Annotated in this window: 14 protein-coding genes and 1 other annotated feature; all 14 genes read left to right on the top strand. The window is 41.7% G+C overall.

The features are described 5' to 3' along the window. Positions 1-76: 76 nt before the first annotated feature. The 14 genes from WKT03_RS11815 to fusA all read left to right on the top strand — a co-directional run bounded on the left by WKT03_RS11815 (position 77) and on the right by fusA (position 22,386). Positions 77-1,144, top strand: a complete 1,068-nt coding sequence (locus tag WKT03_RS11815) for a hypothetical protein (RefSeq protein WP_173788742.1) — start codon at positions 77-79, stop codon at positions 1,142-1,144. 35 nt (positions 1,145-1,179) lie between these two features. Then, on the top strand, positions 1,180-3,399 hold the full coding sequence (locus WKT03_RS11810) for a hypothetical protein (RefSeq protein WP_021944603.1): 2,220 nt from the start codon (positions 1,180-1,182) through the stop codon (positions 3,397-3,399). Between the two features lie 3 nt (positions 3,400-3,402). Then, on the top strand, positions 3,403-5,298 hold the full coding sequence (locus tag WKT03_RS11805) for a fibronectin type III domain-containing protein (protein WP_021944602.1): 1,896 nt from the start codon (positions 3,403-3,405) through the stop codon (positions 5,296-5,298). 75 nt (positions 5,299-5,373) lie between these two features. Continuing rightward, positions 5,374-6,222, top strand: a complete 849-nt coding sequence (locus tag WKT03_RS11800; protein ID WP_008402025.1) for a hypothetical protein — start codon at positions 5,374-5,376, stop codon at positions 6,220-6,222. Positions 6,223-6,499: 277 nt separating this feature from the next. Next, positions 6,500-7,510, top strand: a complete 1,011-nt coding sequence (locus WKT03_RS11795; RefSeq protein ID WP_340392214.1) for a MotA/TolQ/ExbB proton channel family protein — start codon at positions 6,500-6,502, stop codon at positions 7,508-7,510. A 3-nt stretch (positions 7,511-7,513) separates the two neighbouring features. Then, positions 7,514-8,269, top strand: a complete 756-nt coding sequence (locus WKT03_RS11790) for an OmpA family protein (RefSeq protein WP_340392212.1) — start codon at positions 7,514-7,516, stop codon at positions 8,267-8,269. Positions 8,270-8,471: 202 nt separating this feature from the next. After that, complete coding sequence (gene fabF / locus WKT03_RS11785) at positions 8,472-9,707, top strand: beta-ketoacyl-ACP synthase II (RefSeq protein WP_340392210.1); 1,236 nt, start codon at positions 8,472-8,474, stop codon at positions 9,705-9,707. 132 nt (positions 9,708-9,839) lie between these two features. Further along, positions 9,840-9,977: a sequence feature (ribosomal protein L10 leader region), on the top strand. Between the two features lie 55 nt (positions 9,978-10,032). Next, the gene (gene rplJ, locus WKT03_RS11780) at positions 10,033-10,521 is read left to right on the top strand and encodes a 50S ribosomal protein L10 (RefSeq protein WP_008402032.1); all 489 of its coding nucleotides are present in this window, start codon (positions 10,033-10,035) and stop codon (positions 10,519-10,521) included. A gap of 84 nt (positions 10,522-10,605) precedes the next feature. Next, positions 10,606-10,971, top strand: a complete 366-nt coding sequence (gene rplL / locus WKT03_RS11775; protein WP_021944598.1) for a 50S ribosomal protein L7/L12 — start codon at positions 10,606-10,608, stop codon at positions 10,969-10,971. Positions 10,972-11,420: 449 nt separating this feature from the next. Then, positions 11,421-15,260, top strand: coding sequence for a DNA-directed RNA polymerase subunit beta (rpoB, locus tag WKT03_RS11770; protein WP_118483189.1), 3,840 nt, complete (start codon positions 11,421-11,423; stop codon positions 15,258-15,260). Positions 15,261-15,277: 17 nt separating this feature from the next. Then, on the top strand, positions 15,278-19,036 hold the full coding sequence (gene rpoC / locus WKT03_RS11765) for a DNA-directed RNA polymerase subunit beta' (RefSeq protein ID WP_118662386.1): 3,759 nt from the start codon (positions 15,278-15,280) through the stop codon (positions 19,034-19,036). 111 nt (positions 19,037-19,147) lie between these two features. Further along, entirely contained in the window at positions 19,148-19,570 is a 423-nt protein-coding gene (gene rpsL, locus WKT03_RS11760; protein WP_044945751.1) for a 30S ribosomal protein S12, read from the top strand. Between the two features lie 188 nt (positions 19,571-19,758). Continuing rightward, on the top strand, positions 19,759-20,229 hold the full coding sequence (gene rpsG / locus WKT03_RS11755) for a 30S ribosomal protein S7 (RefSeq protein WP_044945754.1): 471 nt from the start codon (positions 19,759-19,761) through the stop codon (positions 20,227-20,229). A 39-nt stretch (positions 20,230-20,268) separates the two neighbouring features. Next, entirely contained in the window at positions 20,269-22,386 is a 2,118-nt protein-coding gene (fusA, locus tag WKT03_RS11750; protein WP_084770701.1) for an elongation factor G, read from the top strand. Positions 22,387-22,413: the final 27 nt, after the last annotated feature.

Here is a 22,413-nt window from a genome sequence, read left to right as displayed (position 1 = left end):
TGAGGTTTACATAAGTATAAGAAAAGCAATGTAACAGATAGAAGGCATAGTGTATAAGAGAAAAGGAGAGAGATGGATGAAAAAGAATAAGATGAAAGAACGCATCATGTGTCTTGTATTAGCCGTGATGCTGGGTACCAGCGGTATCATACCTACGGCACCGGTATTAAAGACGGAGGCAGCATCATTATCAGCGGCGGATGATTCCCAGACAGTGATAGGATGTCATAGATTGCATGATACATCTTATGCTGCGGTACAGGTAGGCAATAAGATTTATTATTCAAGTGACAGAACGGGTTATATCTTTTGCTATGATGTCAAGAAAAAGACAAACAAGAAGTTAGCAAAGCTGCCAAAGCAGGTAAGAAATAAGAATACATATTATTCCTATAAGAATTATGCAAATATCAGCAACATGTTTTACTATAAAGGATATCTTTATTGTGGTTTAATGGATGGTCTTATGTGTTATGGCATTATTCGCGTAAATGTGAAAAACGGAAAGGTGAAAAAATTATTTTTTGAGTGTTCATCAAGCAGTGTTTTGCCGGAGCCGAGTTTTGAGTTTTCCATTTATAAGAATAAGATATATTATGCATATTCAAATGGCACTTCAAACTATAATTATTATTTTGCATCTATGAATCTGGATGGCTCTCATAAAAAAGTAATCAGCCAAAAAGCGCTTACGAAAGTGTGTCGAAATGTAAAGGACAGCCGCATGATTGTTTATAGAGATGCGGTGTATGTCTATAACAACTTTGATGTTTTCTACAAAATAAATAAAAAAGGGAAAAAGACAAAGATCAAGAATCTGCCGAAAACATATATGAAGGTTAAGGTCAGCACATCCGGCTGCGTAATTGACGGTGAGAAAGCACAGTATAAGGGATATGAATATGACTCAATGGGATCTTTTGGCCTGTTAAACAAAAAGAATATTGCGACAGGAGAAGAAAAGGTCATTAATTCCAGCTCAAGCGAGAGAAGAAGCTATATTGTGCTTGGAGACTATATTCTGTTAAGAAAGAATAAAGCAAAGAAGAAACTGGGTGAATGTAAAATCACCCTTCAGCTTCTTAATAATAAAGGTAAGAAGATCAAAGATCTGTATAGCTACAATGTAAATTATAATGAGTAATATATCACAATTTTAAAAGCAAAGGAGAGATGATTATGAAAAAAATGAAGAAACTACTGGCGCTTATGTGCATCGCTATAGCTGCACTCATATGGCTGCCGGGACTAAAGTTTCCGGTAGAGGCGGGAGGTATTGATTACGAGGAGATGGTGTTGGTAGAATCCGGAGAAGATGTCACCTTATCAATAAATCTCAGTAAGTTAAATCTACCGGCAGGTTTTGAGGTGGGTAGTTGTAACTGGATTACAGATGGTGAAACTGTCAGTGCAGATGGTGGAACTGTCAGTGCAGATGGATTGTCATATACATTGAGAAATGTTACAAAATCCCAGTTTGTTTATGTATCTATATCCGACAAGAATAGTAGAGATGGAAAATTTTGTGAATTTTATATTTATGTAAATTCTTCAAATATAACAGCTAAAGCAGTTGGCAATAATACGGTGATAGCGAACTCAGGAGAGAAAGTAACACTAAAGGTATCCGCAAGCAGTAATCAGGGGAAGCTTACATATACATGGTATAAAGGACAGTCATACGGAGGAGATGTAGGACAGTTAGGGCATAAAGCATCTTATACCTGTACAGCACCGGTTAACAAAACAAAAAAGCTGAAGACTGAGGATTATCACTGTGTGATTTCTGATGAAATGGGTAATTCAAGCACAGTTTCCTTTACTGTATATGTAAACAGTACAGCCAAAGAGAGCAAATTAAAGACAAATAAGGTCTATATTCTGACATGGGATAGTCAGGTGGAACAGGCGATAAAGGCGGTTAATAAGATATATCCGTCTTATACAAAGAATATCGAAGTGATCAAATATGAAGTTGGCGGAGGATCAGCTGAATATTATGCATTAGTACAGCAGAAGCTTGCAAACAATCCCGAAGCTACGTTTATCGTTTTGATGGATTCAGCAAAGCTGGATGTACTTTTATCTACAGGAGTATTTACAGATTTGGACAAGCTTGGACTTACAGATGCTTACAGCCAGTCTTATCCATATACCAGAAAAGCAGGAACCTATAAGGGCAAGCTTGTAGCGATGACACCGGAAGCAACACCGGGAGCATTTATGTTTGATCCGGATATTGCACAGAAGGTTCTTGGAACTTCAGATCCTGAAAAGGTTCAGAAGATGATCGGAACAGCTGATGGCTATCTGTCTGTTGCTGCAAAGATGAAAGAGGCCGGTTACTATATGACCTCCGGAGCATCAAAATATACAATGAGTGGTTGTGAGGGTATTCTCAATAACATGATAGGGGATACATCGTATTCTTACGAGGATAATAGCAAGGTATTTATGTTATCTGAAGCAGATAAGAAGACTGTGGAAAAGATCGCGAAGGCGACCCGTAGAAATGGATATGATACAGGAAGCTCGATGTGGAGCAGTGCTTGGGTGGCTGATATGACATCCGGTAAGGTATTTGGCTGGTTCTCTGGCACCTGGGGACAGTATAGCATTACATTTGACAAGCCGATGGCTGCCTGTCAGGGACCATTTGCCTATAACTGGGGTGGTACATACTACGCAATTAAGAGTGGCAGGCAGGATGAAGCAGCAGTGCAGTTCCTAAAAGCCTTATGCTGCGATCCTTCTGTAATGGGTTCTCTGGGCGACCTTCCAAATAATACCGTTGCAGCTCAGAAGGTGGTCAGTAAGGGTAAGAATCCTGCAGCTATGAAAAATAATCAGAATATTTATAAAGTATTCGATAAGATGGCAAGAAGCATCAATGGTGGTTCTTATAAGATCTCAAAACCAAAGGTATCCCTTACAAGTAATGGCATTGTAAAGGGATCTGACGGAAAATATTACTATGTAAAGAAAGGTCTGATTCAGTCAGGCAGAAGCGGATTCATCAAAGTTGGCAAGAAGACCTATTACATCAAGAAGGGTGTAGTGCAGAATAAAAAGACTGGATTCGTGAAGAACGGCAAGAAGTACTACTATGTAAAGAAGGGTGTCTGCAGTACAAAGAATGAATTTGTAAAGGTAGGTAAGAAGACCTATTATCTGAATAAGGGCGCAAAGAACACCAAGACCGGATTTGTAAAAGTCGGTAAGGCAACTTATTACGTTAAGAAAGGTCTGAAGACTACACAGACAGCATTTATCAAGAATGGCAGACAGGAATACTATGTCAAGAATGGCGTATGGAAGAAGTCTTATACCGGAAATGTCACCTATAGAAATCATGTTTACTATGTGAAGAAGGGTGTAAAAGTAAAAAAGGTGAGATAATACATGAAGAATAGATTGAAGCAGATCATTGTCTGGTGCATGGTGGCAGCATTGCTATGCGTGAATTGCTCATTTACATCAGAAGCGAAAACAGGCAGTAAGGTTACAGTTCCAAAGACATCTATTACGTCAGTAAGATCCAGATCAGCGGGACAGGTGACAGTAAGATTTAAGAAATCAAAAAAGGCGGGCAGCTATCAGATTCAGATCAGTACAGACAAGAAGTTTAAGAAAAACGTAAAAAGCCAGAAAGTCAGTGCTAAGAAAACAACGGTAACGTTTAAGAAGCTGAAGCAGGGCAAAAAATATTATGTCAGAGTGCGTGTGTACCGGACTGTAAAGAAGAAAAAATATCACAGCGCATGGAGTAAAGTGAAGTCTGTTAAAGTGAAAAAGAAGACGACAAAGAAGGACTCCGGTCAGAAGAATACTGGTGATAGCAATAAGTCTGAGAACACCACAGATGTAACGGATGCCACTGAGAACGCAGGCACCACCAAGGATACAGACACCACTGGAAACACAGGTGCAACTAAGGATACAGATACCATCGGGAACTCAGGCACTACCGGGGACACGAATTCCGGCGGACAGGAGTCCGAGGATCAAAAAAAAGAGTGGGATGGCACGGCAGAGCTGGAAAAAATGGAATATGAAGTGGGAGAAGAAATAAAGGTTCATTATTCCAAGCAGCCGGAATGTGCAGGAGAAATAAAGGAATATTATACTTATGGTAATCAGGGAGAATATATCGATTATACAGAAAGATATACCAAAAAGAATGAGAACGGAAATGTGGTATGTACGAGTGTCGGACATACCAGCCTGTGTATTATATTCCCTGAGACAGAGCATTATAAAGAGACATGGATTGCTTTGGGAAAAGTGAGAATATACAATAATGAAGACCCACTTGGAGGATTTAATCTGTCCGGTTATAAGTACGGGGAAACCATGAAGAAAGAGGTTGAAGATATAACCGTAACGAATGGTACAGGTTCTTTTTGTGAATGGTTTGCATGTGAAGGTAATGCTGCATGGTTAAATGAACATATAACCTTTAAGGTATCCGATGTTACACCGAAAGAATACAGAAATCTGATGGATTGGGCAGGCTGGAATACTTCAGAACCGGAAATAAAAGTAGAAACCTATAATCTGAAGGGGGTATATGGAGAGACAACATCCGTTACGACTTCGACAACAAGTGGAAAAATAGAATTTTCCGGCAAGGCAATGTCACAGTGCAAGCTTACTGTAACAGCTGGTGCAGGTGTGCGCGTGTGCAGACTGGATGCTTACAGGGATGGCGTTTTATATGACACTATGTATGTTGCTCCGAAGCCATATGATGAAGATGGAAATCTTCTTGATACAGAATTGTATACAAAGGTTCGGAGAAATGTAGAGGCAAAGCTGTGGACAGATGATATGTCGAATTATGATAAGCTGAAAACTCTTGCAGATTATATTTCAACGACAGCGCATTATCCGGGATATCAATGTACTCAAAAAGATGTAAATCCGACTCTGTGGGATGGATTCTCAGTCGATGGTATTGCGCTTTATTATAATATGTTCAATATGCCGGTTTTAAACCGCGCGATGGCATTGCGTGGCGGTATCATAACCTGTGTGGCTATAGATATTGTCTGCGCTGCGGCAGAGGAGGATCTGAGACTGAATTATCTGTATGATAAAGCGACAGATACTGTTGCAGAAGGCGAAGGCGTATGGCTTACGATCGGAGATGCCAGTACCAATCCAAGCGCAGGAGCGCATGAGTCTCTGGCATACAAAGATGCCGATGGCAATATTGTATATATCGATGCGCAGGGAAGAATGGCAAGAAATTCATGTGAAGAACATGGCTGCCTGGATAAGGTCATCAGAGACTAGAGCCGCGCCGGACATGAAGAGGCGAAGAATATAGAGGCAGATATTTAATCAAATAATGAAGGAGATGGATAAGATATGAAACAATTTTTAAAATCACATGCAATTTTATTCAGTATGCTTGCAGTCCTGATCGGATGCTTAATTTACCCGAATCAGGCAGATGCAAAGACATATCAGACACAGGATAACTATATTGGTGGTGGCGGATGTTCAGTTGTGATCAGTGGTAATAAGGTTTATTATTCAATCACGGAAACTGGAAAAATCTTCTGCTATGATATCAAAACGAAGAAGACAAAAACCATTGCCAAAGCAGGTGGAAAAGGATTTAGAAGCTTGAGAAAAAAAGGAAATTATCTGTATGCAGTCTATGATAATTATGGCGGATCCGATGGATCAGATAAGTATATCGTGCGTGTATCAATTAAGAATGGTAAGAAAACAAAACTTGCAAGAGGCCGTGATTTTGTATTTGCAGGCAAAAAGATCTACTATACAAAGACGCAGCATGTAAAGACTAGTGATATAGAATATGATAAAACGGTTGGTACATATTCCATGTCACTTACCGGAAAAAATAAAAAGAAAGCAAAATCTGTTGTATTAAGTACAGAACGGGATGCAAGAACGCCGATCAAGACATCAAAAGGTTCACTTACCTCCAGAGGAAAGACAGTGGGTAGTTTATATTTTCCACAGGCGATAGATTATACGACGTCAAAGGGAAAGAAAACGGAGATCTATAATGTATTGAAGGATAAGAATGCAAGCAGTACTTCAACGATACAGTATTATACATTACAGGGTGATTACATTGTGTATAAGAAATGTGATAAAAATGGATATTCCAAACTGATACTCGTGAAAAAGAACGGGAAAGGATCCAAAGTTTTATATTCAGAACCTTCTGCAAGCGGTTGGTAAAATGAAAATACAGGCGTTACAGCCGGTCGGTGTCAGGTGAGGGTCAGAACTTATAGCGTCAGATAGACAGTTAGAGCTTATGGCATCAGATGGACGATGTTGTATTTAGCATATGGCATCAGATACAGATAATAGAATTTATTTGTATCTGGTGCCTTTTTTTACGCATTGTGATGGTAAAAAATGCGGATTAATGCTACAATAAAACGAATGGGGAAACGCTTTGGCAGATACGAATGAAAAGGCTGAATGAGATCATACGAGAGGAAACGAAAAAATGAACAAACGAAACCGGTTAAAAACCATTCGGCCGCAGAATGAACGTGCGGCAAGAGCATTCCGTAAGAAGCAGAACATGAAGGTAGAGCTGAATAAAAAGTGGCTGCCTGTTGTCTATGTGGTGATGCTCGGTATCTGTATTTTACTGAATGTGACAAATGATAGTCTGGATCCGGCAAATGTGCTGATCAGTGTCTGTATGTTTGGAATCGTGGGAGCGATATTTGTCTATGCATATAAGCATTTGAAGCATATCGACCAGATGGGGGAAGATTTTCGTATAGCTATCAGCTATATCAAGGGCGATTATGCAAAAGAAAAGAAGCTTCTTTGGGATCTGTATCGTACCGAGACCCGGTATGGTATCTTTAATGAGGAACATCTGAGAAATTCCTATGTAGATTATGTGGAAGAAATGAAACGTCTGGAGCAGGATGAGGAAGAAAAATATGCCTGCGATATCGAAGATTTTATCAATTACCAGCTGATCGATGATGCGGTTGAAAAAGGTCGTCTGAGTCTGGTTCCGGGAGCCATGACAGGACTGGGTATCCTTGGTACCTTTATCGGTCTGTCAATTGGACTTCAGGCATTTAATACAGGTTCAGCAGAGGAGATTACGAACAGTATCGGACCTCTGATGGATGGTATCAAGGTTGCGTTCCATACATCTATCTATGGTATGATCTTTTCCCTGACATTTAATCTGATCTTTAAGACGGTTCTGGAACAGGCATATCATAAGCTGGATGAATTTGTAGCAGAGTTCAAACGGTATGTACGTCCGGATGCGACTTACGATAACGGTAATCTGGAACTGGATTTCCAGAAGAAACAGTTGGAAGCAACGATAGCAACACAGAAAGCAATCGAAGAAACACTTGCATATCTGAAGTCCATGCATGAAGATATCGAAGATATCCGTATCCTGACGAAAGATCAGAATGACATCTTCCGGGGCAGACTGAACCGCCCGAGGGCGATCGGGCAGAGCAGCAGGGAGGGATAAGGCATGAGTAAGAAACGAAGAAGACCGGAGGAAGAAGAAACCTCTTACTGGCTGTCGTATTCCGATATGATGGCGGCACTCCTTCTGATCTTTATTCTGATCATTTCTTTTACACTGATGCAGTCAAAGAGCCAGTATGAGAGTAAACAGGCAGAGCTTGATAAGCAGAAAGAAATTATCAAGAAACAGGAGCAGTTGTTAAAAGATCAGCAGGATGAGCTGGATCGGATCGCAGGCATCCGAAGTGATCTGGTGGCGGCACTCCGTGATGAGTTCGCAGACAGTTCGTTAAATGTCAAGGTAGACGAGAAAACGGGTGCGATCACCTTTGATGCCAGTGTGTTATTTGACGTTGCGGACAGTGACCTGAAGGAAGAAGGAAAGACGTTCTTAAAAGAATTTCTTCCAAAATATTGTAATGTGCTGTTAGATGAAAAATATCGTGATTATGTATCGGAGATTATTATAGAAGGTCATACAGATACGAATGGATCTTATATTTATAATCTTGAACTTTCCCAGCAGAGAGCCTTTTCTGTTGCGAAGTATTGCCTGACCGAGAGTAACGGGATCATAAGCTCCACGGATGTTGAACTGCTTCGAAGTGTGCTGACGGCAAATGGAAAGTCCTACAGCAATCCGATTTATAAGGAGGATGGATCTGTCAATCTGGAAGCATCCAGACGAGTAGAGATTCTGTTCCGGCTTCAGGATGAAGAAATGATCGCTGAGATGATGGATATTCTGAAAGAGAAATAGATATTTTGAAAGAGAAACAGACCAACACTTGCGGTTTTAAAAACGAGATGGTACAATGAGCATTGCGATGGGATGTGTTTGTACATACCAGCATAATGCGAAACCAACATTGAACCGACAGGTGAAATGGTACAATGAGCATTGCGACGGTACATATTTATATGTACTAAATGGATAGATTGTCTTTTGAAAGGAAAACGAGATGAAAAGAGTAGTTGTAACAGGAATGGGCGCTGTAACCCCGATCGGAAATAACGTAGAAGAATTCTGGGATGGCATTAAGAAGAATAAAGTAGGTATTGGCGAGATTACAAAATTTGATGTATCCGAATATAAATGCAAAATGGGTGCTGAAGTAAAAGATTTTGATCCGAAACAATATATGGATCCAAAGGCAGCCAGAAGAATGGAGCCGTTCTGCCAGTATGCAGTTGCAGCTACAGGCGAAGCAATCAAGAATGCCGATATTGATCTTGAGAAAGAAGATCTGACAAGATTCGGAACCTGCATCGGTAACGGACTTGGCGGTGTATCTACGATCGAAAAGGAACATGCCAAGGTTATGAATGGTAAGGCAAACCGTGTCAGTGTAATGATGGTTCCTATGATGATCTCGAATATGGCAGCCGGAAATGTAGCGATCGCATATGGCTTAAAGGGCAAATGTACAGATGTTGTAACAGCATGTGCGACAGGAACAAACAGCATTGGCGAGGCATATCGTTATATTCAGGTCGGAGATGCAGATGTGATGGTAGCCGGAGGTGCTGAATCACCGATTTGTGAGACAAATGTTTCAGGATTTATCTCCATGACAGCACTTTCAAGTGCAACAGAAGCAGATCGTGCGTCGATTCCGTTTGACAAAGACAGATGTGGATTCGTTATCGGTGAAGGAGCTGGAGTCGTAGTTCTGGAATCTCTGGAGCATGCGCAGGCAAGAGGAGCAAAGATCCTTGCCGAGGTTGTCGGATATGGTTCCACCTGTGATGCATTTCACATTACATCCCCTGCTGAGGATGGAGAGGGTGCAGCAAGAGCCATGACACTTGCAATCAACGAGGCTGGCATTACACCGGCAGACGTAGATTATATCAATGCACACGGAACAAGTACCCACCACAATGATCTCTATGAGACAAGAGCAATTAAGAAAGCATTTGGTGAAGATGCATATAATGTAAATATTAATTCTACAAAATCCATGATCGGTCATTTATTTGGCGCGGCCGGAGCAGTTGAATTTATTACATGTGTAAAATCTATCGAAGATGGATACATTCATCCAACAGTAGGTCTTCGTGAGACAGAAGGCGAGATCGATCTGAATTATACAAAGGGTGAGGGCGTTCATAAGGACATTACATATGCGCTGAGCAATTCTCTTGGATTTGGTGGACACAATGCCAGCATTCTTGTAAAGAAATGGGAAGAATAAGATCCAGACAAAAACAGATATAAAAGAATTACACATCATAAATAATGTGAGCAAAAGTATTTGCACGAAAAAGTGTAAATTTACATGGAAAAGTGAAAAAACATATTGACATATTCCTTGCGTTATGGTAGAGTATCTCCTGATGAACTGCCGAAGACAGTAGGTGCCGGATGGCATAAGTTGAAAAACGCCTACCGAGGAATATATCGTTAATATTATTTTAACTATATGCTCTCTGTCTTATCGACAGAGAGCTTTTCTTATTTTAGCAGAAGATGCTTTCTGTTAACTATGTGCAGTCATTAGTAAAACAAGGAGGCGCATTATGGCAAAGGTAGAGATTAAGAAGCCAGTAGTTGAAGAAATCAAAGCTAACTTAGATGGTGCTCAGACAGCAGTTGTAGTTGACTACCGTGGACTTACAGTTGAGCAGGACACACAGCTTCGTAAGCAGTTAAGAGAAGCTGGGGTTGTTTATAAGGTATACAAGAACACCATGATCAACTTCGCTATTGAAGGCACAGAGTTCGAGGGACTGAAGCCATGTCTCGAAGGACCTACCGGATTAGCTATCTGTAAGACAGATGCTACAGCAGCAGCCAGAATCCTGGCTAACTTCGCAAAGACTGCTCCAGCACTTGAACTTAAGGGTGGCGTTGTAGAAGGTACATTCTACGATGCAGCAGGTATCGCAGTTATTGCAAACATTCCTTCAAGAGAAGTACTTATTTCCAAATTCCTTGGAAGTATCCAGTCACCTATTGCAAACTTCGCTCGTGTTATCAAGCAGATTGCAGAACAGAAGGAAGCTTAATTATTTGTGCATACAGGCACATCGGCTTCTATTTAATAGAAGCAGCAATTATTAAACTATATTATATTAATGGAGGAAATAATAATGACAACTCAGGAAATTATTGAAGTAATCAAAGGTTTATCAGTATTAGAATTAAATGACTTAGTTAAAGCATGTGAGGAAGAATTCGGTGTATCAGCAGCAGCAGGTGTTGTTGTAGCAGCAGCAGGCGGAGACGCTCCAGCAGCAGAAGAGAAGGATTCATTCGATATCGAACTTACAGAAGTTGGTCCTAACAAGGTTAAGGTTATCAAGGTTGTTCGTGAGATCACAGGTCTTGGCTTAAAGGAAGCTAAGGATGCTGTTGATGGCGCTCCAAAGGTTATCAAAGAGGGAGCTTCAAAGGACGAGGCTGAGGAAGCTAAGACTAAGTTAGAGGCTGAAGGCGCTAAGGTTACATTAAAGTAATTTTATTCCTTGTATTTATGAATATCTTTCGACCTGGCGGGAGAATTACCTGCCAGGTCGTTTTTGTCAAAGTTCCGGCGAACTGATCATTTTTATCAATAAGAGCAGTTGAGACCGAATAAGTGATTTTAAGATTCTGAACACAGATACGACATGATATAGTCGGCGTTATGTATCTGTTCTGTAATAATACCGCTGCAGGCTGTTTCAAAAGAATGCAGAGGGGCATATAAATATGGATAAAAGTTCATATACAATTCTTTTATAAAAAATTCCAAATATTTCTTGACATATACCTTGAAAATGTGATATAGTGTAGGATGTCTATACTATGGGTTGGTTTGCGTTCAAACCAGACATATAATGACACGGCTAATATATTTCGGTTAAATGTAAGCATTTCAACAGAATATACGCTTAAAAATAAATTCCAAGGGGTGAATGTGTCGATGGAAAAAAACAGAATTAGTCCTGTTCAATCTGGTAAAGGTATCCGAATGAGTTATTCCAGACAGAAAGATGTACTGGAGATGCCTAACTTTATCGAAGTTCAGAAAAACTCATACCAGTGGTTCCTTACCGATGGTCTGAAGGAGGCATTTAAAGATATCTCTCCTATTACTGACTATACAGGACAGCTTAGTCTTGAGTTTGTAGATTTCCAGTTATGTAGAGATGATGTGAAGTACTCAATCGAAGAGTGCAAGGAAAGAGATGCAACATATGCTGCACCGCTTAAAGTAAAAGTAAGACTCCATGCAAATGACGCAAAGGAAATGTCAGAACATGAGATTTTCATGGGTGATCTTCCTCTTATGACCGAGACAGGTACATTTGTGATCAACGGTGCAGAGCGAGTTATCGTAAGCCAGTTGGTGCGTTCACCTGGTATCTACTATGATATTGCACATGATAAGATTGGTAAGAAGCTGTACTCCTGTACAGTTATCCCAAACCGTGGTGCATGGTTAGAGTACGAAACAGATTCGAATGATGTTTTCTATGTTCGTGTAGATAGAACCAGAAAGGTGCCTATCACAGTACTTATCCGTTCACTGGGAATCGGAACAAATGCAGAGATTATCGATCTGTTTGGCGAAGAACCAAAGATTTTAGCAAGTATTGAAAAGGATCCTTCTGAGACATATCAGGATGGTCTTCTTGAGCTGTACAAAAAAATAAGACCGGGTGAGCCTCTTGCAGTAGAGAGTGCAGAGAACCTGATCAATGCAATGTTCTTTGATCCAAGACGTTATGATCTTGCAAAGGTTGGACGTTATAAGTTCAATAAGAAGCTGGCATTCCAGAACAGAATCACAGGTCAGATACTTGCAGAGGATGCGATCGATCCGGCAACCGGTGAAGTGATCGCAGAAGCAGGCACGACACTTACAAGAGCACAGGCAAAGGATATCCAGGATGCTGCTGTACCATATGTTATGATCCAGACAGAAGAACGTAACGTAAAGGTGCTTTCAAATATGGTAGTAGATCTGTCCAAGTATGTTGGATTTGATCCTGCTGAAGTAGGTATCCATGAGGGTGTATACTATCCTGTTCTTGAAACCCTTTTAAATGAATATTCAGACGAAGAAGAATTAAAGGCAGCTATCGCAAGAGATGCATCTGACCTTGTTCCAAAGCATATAACAAAAGAAGACATTATCGCTTCAATTAACTACAACATTCACCTTGAATATGGTATTGGAACAAAGGATGATATCGATCACCTTGGTAACAGACGTATCCGTGCAGTCGGAGAACTTCTTCAGAATCAGTATAGAATCGGTCTTTCCAGACTGGAAAGAGTTGTAAGAGAGAGAATGACGACTCAGGACGTAGAGACGATCACTCCACAGTCTCTGATCAACATCAAGCCTGTAACAGCAGCAGTTAAGGAATTCTTCGGAAGTTCCCAGTTGTCACAGTTCATGGATCAGAACAATCCATTGTCTGAGCTGACTCATAAGAGAAGATTATCAGCCCTTGGTCCCGGTGGTCTGTCACGAGACAGAGCAGGATTCGAGGTTCGAGATGTACACTATACTCATTATGGTAGAATGTGTCCTATCGAGACTCCTGAAGGTCCTAACATCGGTCTGATCAACTCTCTGGCTACTTATGCAAGAATCAATGAGTATGGTTTTGTAGAAGCACCATACAGAAAACTGGATAAATCAGATCCTGCAAACCCTGTAGTTACAGATGAGGTTATTTATCTGACGGCAGATGAAGAAGATAATTACAGAGTTGCACAGGCAAATGAACCTCTGGATGCAGATGGTCATTTCGTAAATAACAACGTATCAGGAAGATACAGAGAGGATACAACAGAGTTCCCGAAATCAAGAGTTGATCTGATGGACGTTTCTCCTAAGATGGTATTCTCAGTTGCTACATCCATGATTCCTTTCCTTGAGAACGATGATGCAAACCGTGCTCTGATGGGATCAAACATGCAGCGTCAGGCAGTTCCGCTTATGCTTACCGAATCAGCCGTTGTAGGTACCGGTATGGAAGCAAAGGCAGCTGTTGATTCAGGTGTATGTATCGTTGCAAAGAGAGATGGTGTAGTTGAATATTCCACAAGTAAGGAAATCTGTATTAAGGCAGATGAAGATGGAACAAAGGATATCTACCACGTTATCAAGTTCGCACGAAGCAATCAGGGTAACTGTATGAACCAGAGACCTATCGTATTCAAGGGCGAGCATGTTAAGGCTGGAGAGGTTATCGCAGACGGACCATCTACTTCAGGTGGAGAGATCGCACTTGGAAAGAACCCTCTGATCGGTTTCATGACCTGGGAAGGTTACAACTACGAGGATGCTGTTCTTTTAAGTGAAAGACTTGTAAAAGATGATGTATATACATCTATTCATATTGAGGAGTACGAATGCGAAGCGAGAGATACCAAGCTCGGACCGGAAGAGATCACAAGAGATCTTGCTGGACTGTCCAATGATGCATTAAAGGATCTGGATGAGAATGGTATTATCCGTATCGGTGCTGAGGTTCGTGCCGGAGATATCCTTGTCGGTAAGGTTACTCCTAAGGGAGAGACAGAACTGACAGCAGAGGAAAGACTCCTTCGTGCCATCTTTGGTGAGAAGGCAAGAGAAGTAAGAGATACTTCCCTGAAGGTTCCTCATGGAGCATTTGGTGTCATCATGGATACCAAGATCTTCACAAGAGAAAATGGTGATGAACTTTCACCGGGTGTTAATAAATCAGTCAGAGTATACATTGCTCAGAAGAGAAAGATCCAGGTAGGAGATAAGATGGCTGGTCGTCATGGTAACAAGGGTGTAATTTCCCGTGTACTTCCGGTAGAAGATATGCCATTCCTTCCAAATGGCCGTCCGCTCGATATCGTGTTGAACCCACTGGGCGTTCCTTCGCGTATGAATATCGGACAGGTTCTTGAAATCCATCTTGGTCTTGCTTCACAGGTTCTCGGATTCAAGGTTTCAACTCCTGTGTTTGATGGTGCAGACGAGTTTGATATCATGGATACTCTTGAGATGGCGAATGATTATGCAAATACTGAGTGGGAGAACTTCTACGAGAAATATAAAGATTCTGTTTCAGAAGAAGTAATGAATTACCTCTATGAGAACAGAGATCACAGAGAAGAATGGAAGGGCGTTCCAATCGACAGAACCGGTAAGGTACAGCTTCGTGACGGTAGAACCGGTGAAGAATTTGACAGCCCTGTAACAATCGGTTACATGCATTATCTTAAGCTCCACCATCTGGTTGATGATAAGATCCATGCACGTTCAACCGGTCCGTACTCATTAGTTACACAGCAGCCTCTGGGTGGTAAAGCTCAGTTCGGTGGACAGCGTTTCGGTGAGATGGAAGTTTGGGCACTGGAAGCATACGGTGCATCATATACATTACAGGAAATCCTGACTGTTAAGTCGGATGATGTAATCGGACGTGTTAAGACATATGAAGCGATCATTAAGGGTGAGAACATTCCTACACCTGGTATCCCTGAGTCATTCAAGGTACTGCTGAAGGAATTCCAGTCACTTGGTCTCGATGTCAGAGTTGTAAAAGACGATATGACAGAGGTTGATCTCGGTGAGACGATCGAAGCGTATGACGAGAATGTTAAGAGCATGATCGATGATGATAAACGGGAAGCTGATGGACGTGAATTTGAAGAAGCGGGCTTCAGCGGAACAGATGAAAATGATGAGCTGACATCATTATCAGACGGAGAATATCTGGATGATTACAGCGATGATTATGATGACAACTCAGATGATGAATTTTAGAAAGGAGATTTTGTAAGATGCCAGAATTTAACATGGAAACTCCAGAACAGGAACAGGCTTTAAGCTTTGACGCAATTAGAATCGGACTTGCATCTCCTGAAAAAATCAGAGAATGGTCACATGGTGAGGTTAAGAAACCTGAGACTATCAACTACAGAACATTAAAACCGGAAAAAGACGGTTTGTTCTGTGAGAGAATATTTGGACCTAGCAAGGACTGGGAATGTCATTGTGGTAAATACAAGAAGATCAGATATAAAGGTATTATCTGTGATCGATGTGGTGTAGAGGTTACAAAGGCCAGCGTTCGTAGAGAGCGTATGGGTCATATCGAGCTTGCAGCACCGGTATCCCATATCTGGTATTTCAAAGGTATTCCTAGCCGTATGGGACTGATCCTTGATATTTCTCCAAGAGTACTTGAAAAGGTATTATACTTTGCATCTTATATTGTTCTTGATCCAAAGGACACACCGCTTACTTATAAGCAGGTTCTGACAGAGCAGGAATACAGAAAGGCTGAAGAGGACTTCGGATACGGCTCCTTCCGTGCAGGAATGGGTGCTGAGTCCATTCAGGAGCTCTTAAGAGCAATCGATCTGGATAAAGAAAGCGAAGAATTAAAGGCTGAGCTTAAGAATTCAAGCGGACAGAAGAGAGCCAGAATCATCAAGAGACTGGAAGTTGTTGAAGCATTCCGTAATTCTGAGAATAAGCCGGAGTGGATGATCATGGATGTTATTCCGGTTATCCCACCGGATATCAGACCTATGGTTCAGTTGGATGGCGGCAGATTTGCTACATCTGACCTGAATGACTTATATAGAAGAATTATCAACAGAAATAACCGCTTAAGAAGACTTCTTGATCTGAACGCTCCTGACATCATTGTCAGAAACGAGAAGAGAATGCTTCAGGAAGCTGTTGATGCGTTAATTGATAATGGTAGAAGAGGCCGTCCTGTAACAGGTCCGGGTAATAGAGCATTAAAGTCTCTGTCCGATATGTTAAAGGGTAAGCAGGGACGTTTCCGTCAGAACCTTCTTGGTAAGCGTGTTGACTATTCAGGACGTTCTGTTATCGTAGTAGGACCGGAACTTAAGATTTATCAGTGTGGTCTTCCAAAGGAAATGGCAATTGAATTATTCAAGCCATTTGTTATGAAAGAACTGACAGCCAGTGGCAGAGCAAATAACATTAAAGCTGCTAAGAAGATGGTAGAAAAGCTTGAGCCGGAAGTTTGGGATGTACTGGAAGATGTAATCAAAGAGCATCCGGTTATGTTAAACCGTGCTCCTACACTTCACAGACTGGGTATCCAGGCATTTGAGCCTATCCTTGTAGAAGGTAAGGCAATCAAGCTTCATCCACTGGTATGTACAGCGTTCAACGCCGATTTCGATGGTGACCAGATGGCTGTTCACCTTCCACTTACAGTTGAGGCACAGGCGGAATGTAGATTCCTGCTCCTGTCCCCGAATAACCTTCTGAAGCCTTCAGATGGTGCTCCGGTTGCCGTTCCTTCACAGGATATGGTCCTTGGTATCTACTATCTGACAATGGAGAAGGATGGCGATATTGGAGAAGGCAAGTTCTTCAAGTCAAAGAACGAAGCACTGCTTGCATATGAGAACAAGGAGATCACTCTCCACTCTAAGATAAAAGTAAGAAGAACTGTTACGACAGAAGACGGAACAGAGGTTACAGGTATCATCGATACTACACTCGGTCGTTTGCTGTTCAACGAGATCATTCCTCAGGATCTTGGATATGTTGATAGAACAAATCCTGATAATATCCTGAAACTTGAGATTGATTTCCATGTTGGTAAGAAACAGTTAAAGCCGATCCTTGACAAATGTATCAATACACATGGCGCAACCAAGACTGCTGAAGTTCTGGATGACGTAAAGGCAATCGGTTACAAGTATTCAACCAGAGGTGCTATTTCAGTATCTATTTCAGATATGAAGGTGCCGGACGAGAAGAAGCAGATCCTTGCAGATGCTCAGACTCAGGTTGACAAGATCACAAAGATGTTCAGACGTGGTCTTATGACAGAGGAGGAGAGATACCTCGCTGTTGTTAAGGTTTGGGAAGAAGCCGATAAGGTTCTGACAAAAGCCCTTCTGGACGGACTTGATAAATATAACAACATCTTCATGATGGCAGATTCCGGTGCCCGTGGATCTAACCAGCAGATCAAACAGCTGGCTGGTATGCGTGGTCTGATGGCAGATACAACCGGACGTACGATCGAGCTTCCGATCAAGTCGAACTTCCGTGAAGGTCTTGACGTTCTGGAGTACTTCATTTCAGCGCATGGTGCTCGTAAGGGTCTGTCCGATACAGCGCTTCGTACAGCCGATTCAGGATACCTGACCAGACGTCTGGTTGACGTATCACAGGATCTGATCATTCGCGAGACAGATTGTTGTGCAGGAAAAGCAATTCCTGGTATGGAAGTAGAAGCATTCATGGAAGGCAAAGAAGTAATCGAATCCTTCCAGGAGAGAATTACAGGTCGTTACCTTGCAGAATCTGTATACGATAAAGATGGTAACCTTTTAGTTAAGGCAAACCACATGGTATCACCAAAGAGAGCTGCTCTGATCGTAAATCAGGGTGTAGATTCAAACGGTGTTCCGTTCCTTGATCCGGATACAGGTGTTACAAGACAGGATGCAAAGCTTAAGATCAGAACGATCCTGACATGTAAGTCACACCTTGGTGTATGTGCAAAATGTTACGGTGCCAACATGGCAACCGGACAGCCGGTACAGGTTGGTGAAGCTGCCGGAATCATCGCAGCTCAGTCAATCGGTGAGCCTGGTACACAGCTTACCATGAGAACATTCCATACTGGTGGTGTTGCCGGTGATGATATTACACAGGGTCTTCCTAGAGTAGAAGAGTTGTTCGAAGCAAGAAAGCCAAAGGGACTTGCGATCATCGCAGAGTTTGGCGGTAAGGTTCAGCTTCGTGATAATAAGAAGAAGAGAGAAGTCGTTATCACAAATGACGAGACAGGTGAATCAAAGGCATACTTAATTCCTTATGGTTCCCGTATCAAGGTTCTGGACGATCAGGTTCTGGAAGCTGGTGATGAATTAACAGAAGGTTCTGTTAATCCACATGATATCTTAAAGATCAAAGGTATCCGTGCAGTTCAGGATTACATGCTTCGTGAAGTACAGCGAGTATACAGACTTCAGGGTGTTGATATCAATGATAAGCATATCGAGATCATTGTTCGTCAGATGTTAAAGAAGATCAGGATCGAGGATAACGGAGATTCATCCTACCTTCCGGGAACACTGGTTGACGTTCTTGATTTTGAAGATACAAATGAGCAGCTCATCGCAGAAGGCAAACAGCCGGCAGAAGGCTCACAGGTAATGCTTGGTATTACAAAGGCATCACTTGCTACAGATTCCTTCATGTCAGCAGCATCCTTCCAGGAGACAACAAAGGTTCTTACAGATGCAGCTATTAAGAGTAAGGTAGATCCACTTAATGGTCTGAAAGAGAACGTTATTATCGGTAAGCTGATCCCAGCAGGTACAGGTATGAAGCGTTATCGTTCTGTAAAGCTTGATACAGAGATGGATGAGATCAACTTCTTTGATGATGATGACGAGATCGACTTCGGAGATGATCTGGAAAGCACAGAGTTAGAAGATGCAGTTGATACCGATGCAGATGCAGAGGATGAGGCGGAAGAAAATGCTTCAGACTTGGAAACTGTAGAGGCAGAGACAACTGATAACGAATAAATAAATTTGAAAAGTGCTTGACACGAATAATTTCAATATATATAATGGTAAGGCATGCGTGAGAACGTATGCCTTATATTATTTTTTATTTTGAAAGTAGGAGGTGAAAACATGCCAACATTTAACCAGTTAGTTAGAAAGGGAAGACAGACAGTAGAGAAGAAGTCAACTGCACCAGCTCTTCAGAGAAGTTTCAACTCATTAAAGAAGAAGCCAACTGAGACAAGCTCTCCACAGAAGAGAGGAGTTTGTACAGCAGTTAAGACAGCTACTCCTAAGAAGCCTAACTCAGCTCTGAGAAAGATCGCCAGAGTTCGTTTATCAAACGGTATCGAAGTTACAAGTTATATTCCAGGTGAAGGTCACAACCTTCAGGAGCATAGCGTAGTTCTTATCCGTGGTGGTAGAGTAAAGGACTTACCTGGTACAAGATACCATATCATCAGAGGTACTCTTGATACAGCAGGTGTTGCAAAGAGACGTCAGGCTCGTTCTAAGTACGGTGCTAAGCGTCCAAAAGATGCTAAGAAGTAATTAAAACCGTATTATTGGAAACATTCCAAAAAAATGTGCTGGTTAGGCCATGTTTTTGCTATGAGATAAGGTGTTGATGCATAAAATGCAGAAAACATCAGATAGATAGAAGAGATGGAAGTAACAGCACGAACACATTTTATAATGTGAGTACCGAAGAATTAATAAATATTAAGGAGGGAAGAACCGTGCCACGTAAAGGACATATCGCAAAGAGAGACGTATTAGCGGATCCAATTTACAATAACAAGGTGGTTACCAAGCTTATCAACAACGTAATGTTAGATGGTAAGAAGGGTGTTGCCCAGAAGATTGTTTACGGTGCATTCGACCGTATCGCAACTGAAACTGGTAAGGACGCTATCGAGGTATTTGAAGAGGCTATGAACAATATCATGCCATTACTCGAGGTTAAGGCAAGACGTATCGGTGGTGCAACATATCAGGTACCTATCGATGTAAGACCAGATAGAAGACAGGCTCTTGGACTTCGTTGGTTGACAACATTTTCACGTGCTAGAAGTGAAAAGACCATGGAAGAAAGACTTGCAAGAGAGATCATGGATGCAGCTAATAACACAGGTGCATCTGTAAAGAGAAAAGAAGATATGCACAAGATGGCAGAAGCAAACAAGGCGTTTGCTCACTACAGATTCTAATCTGTGCTGCCTACAGAATAATAAAAGGAGGACAATCCGTTGGCTGGAAGAGAATATCCATTGGACAGAACAAGAAACATTGGTATTATGGCTCATATCGATGCTGGTAAGACAACTCTTACAGAGAGAATCTTATACTATACCGGTGTTAACTATAAAATCGGTGATACTCATGATGGTACAGCTACTATGGACTGGATGGAGCAGGAGCAGGAAAGAGGTATTACAATCACTTCCGCTGCTACAACCTGTCACTGGACATTAGAGGATCATCACAAACCAAAGGCTGGTGCTTTAGAGCACAGAATCAACATCATTGATACTCCAGGTCACGTAGACTTTACTGTAGAAGTAGAGCGTTCACTTCGTGTACTTGATGGCGCCGTTGGTGTATTCGATGCAAAGGCTGGTGTAGAGCCTCAGTCAGAAAACGTATGGCGTCAGGCTGACACATACAACGTTCCACGTATGGCATTCATCAACAAGATGGATAAAATGGGTGCTGACTTTTTCTACTCAGTTCAGACAATTATTGATCGTCTGGGCAAGAATGCAATTCCAGTTCAGATTCCTATCGGTAAAGAATCCGATTTCATCGGTCTGATCGACTTATTTGAGATGGATGCATACTATTATAAAGATGATAAGGGTGAAGACATCGAGATCACAACGATCCCTGATGACTTAAAAGAGCTTGCTGACAAATGGCATGAGAACCTTGTGGAGAAGATCTGCGAGTTAGATGATGACTTAATGATGATGTACCTTGAGGGTGAAGAGCCTTCAATCGACGAAATGAAGAAAGTTCTTCGTAGAGCAACTATTGCTTGTGAAGCAGTTCCGGTATTCCTTGGTTCCGCATACAAGAATAAGGGTGTTCAGAAGATGCTTGATGGTGTTATTGAATATATGCCAGCTCCTACAGATATCCCTGATATCACAGGTGTAGATCCTGAGGGAAATGATGTAGTTCGTCATTCATCAGATGAAGAACCATTTGCTGCATTGGCATTCAAGATCATGACAGACCCATTCGTTGGTAAGTTAGCATTCTTCAGAGTATATTCAGGTACATTGAACTCAGGTTCATATGTATTAAATGCAACAAAAGACAAGAAAGAGCGTGTAGGACGTATCGTACAGATGCATGCAAATGCTCGTAAGGAAATTGATAAGGTTTACGCTGGTGATATCGCAGCTGCTGTTGGTTTCAAAGTAACAACAACCGGTGATACAATCTGTGATGAGCAGCATCCGGTTATCCTTGAGTCAATGGAATTCCCAGAGCCAGTTATCGAGCTTGCTATCGAGCCTAAGACAAAGAACGATCAGGGTAAGATGGGCGAAGCTCTTGCAAAGCTTGCTGAAGAAGATCCTACATTCAGAGCACATACAGATAAAGAAACAGGACAGACAATCATCGCTGGTATGGGTGAGCTTCACCTTGAGGTTATTGTTGACCGTCTGCTTCGTGAGTTCAAGGTTGAGGCTAACGTAGGTGCACCTCAGGTTGCTTACAAAGAGACATTTACCAAGGCTGTTGACGTTGATAGCAAATATGCTAAGCAGTCAGGTGGTCGTGGTCAGTATGGTCACTGTAAAGTTAAGTTCGAGCCAATGGATCCAAACGGCGAAGAGACATTCAAGTTCGAATCCACAGTTGTTGGTGGTGCTATTCCTAAGGAATATATCCCAGCAGTCGGTGAAGGTATCGAAGAAGCTGCTAAGGCTGGTATTCTTGGTGGATACCCGGTACTTGGTGTTCATGCAAATGTATACGATGGTTCATACCATGAAGTCGATTCATCAGAAATGGCATTCCATATCGCCGGTTCTATGGCTTTCAAGGATGCTATGGCTAAGGCAAATCCAGTTCTTCTGGAGCCTATCATGAAGGTTGAAGTTACAATGCCTGAGGAATACTTAGGTGATGTAATCGGAAGCTTAAATGCTAAGAGAGGTCAGATCGAAGGTATGGATGATATCGGCGGTGGTAAGATCGTCAGAGCATTCGTTCCACTTGCAGAGATGTTCGGTTACTCAACAGAGCTTCGTTCATCTACACAGGGACGTGGTAACTACTCAATGTTCTTTGAGAGATACGCTCAGTGTCCAAAGAGCGTTCAGGAGAAGGTTATCGCTGAAAAGTCAAAATAATAGTTTGACAACTCAGAAAGGCATTTT

The organism is Coprococcus sp. HCN-4056 (assembly GCF_037892645.1).
Classification (GTDB): domain Bacteria; phylum Bacillota; class Clostridia; order Lachnospirales; family Lachnospiraceae; genus Coprococcus; species Coprococcus ammoniilyticus.
Note: the sequence above shows the minus strand (reverse complement) of the source record. Positions and strands in the feature narration are given on the sequence as shown.

Coding starts and splice junctions, on each gene's coding strand:
- WKT03_RS11800 (WP_008402025.1), top strand. CDS start 5,374: ATGAAACAATTTTTAAAATCACATGCAATTTTATTCAGTATGCTTGCA.
- fabF (WP_340392210.1), top strand. CDS start 8,472: ATGAAAAGAGTAGTTGTAACAGGAATGGGCGCTGTAACCCCGATCGGA.
- rplJ (WP_008402032.1), top strand. CDS start 10,033: ATGGCAAAGGTAGAGATTAAGAAGCCAGTAGTTGAAGAAATCAAAGCT.
- rpsL (WP_044945751.1), top strand. CDS start 19,148: ATGCCAACATTTAACCAGTTAGTTAGAAAGGGAAGACAGACAGTAGAG.
- rpoB (WP_118483189.1), top strand. CDS start 11,421: ATGGAAAAAAACAGAATTAGTCCTGTTCAATCTGGTAAAGGTATCCGA.
- WKT03_RS11805 (WP_021944602.1), top strand. CDS start 3,403: ATGAAGAATAGATTGAAGCAGATCATTGTCTGGTGCATGGTGGCAGCA.
- rpoC (WP_118662386.1), top strand. CDS start 15,278: ATGCCAGAATTTAACATGGAAACTCCAGAACAGGAACAGGCTTTAAGC.
- rplL (WP_021944598.1), top strand. CDS start 10,606: ATGACAACTCAGGAAATTATTGAAGTAATCAAAGGTTTATCAGTATTA.
- WKT03_RS11810 (WP_021944603.1), top strand. CDS start 1,180: ATGAAAAAAATGAAGAAACTACTGGCGCTTATGTGCATCGCTATAGCT.
- WKT03_RS11815 (WP_173788742.1), top strand. CDS start 77: ATGAAAAAGAATAAGATGAAAGAACGCATCATGTGTCTTGTATTAGCC.
- WKT03_RS11790 (WP_340392212.1), top strand. CDS start 7,514: ATGAGTAAGAAACGAAGAAGACCGGAGGAAGAAGAAACCTCTTACTGG.
- WKT03_RS11795 (WP_340392214.1), top strand. CDS start 6,500: ATGAACAAACGAAACCGGTTAAAAACCATTCGGCCGCAGAATGAACGT.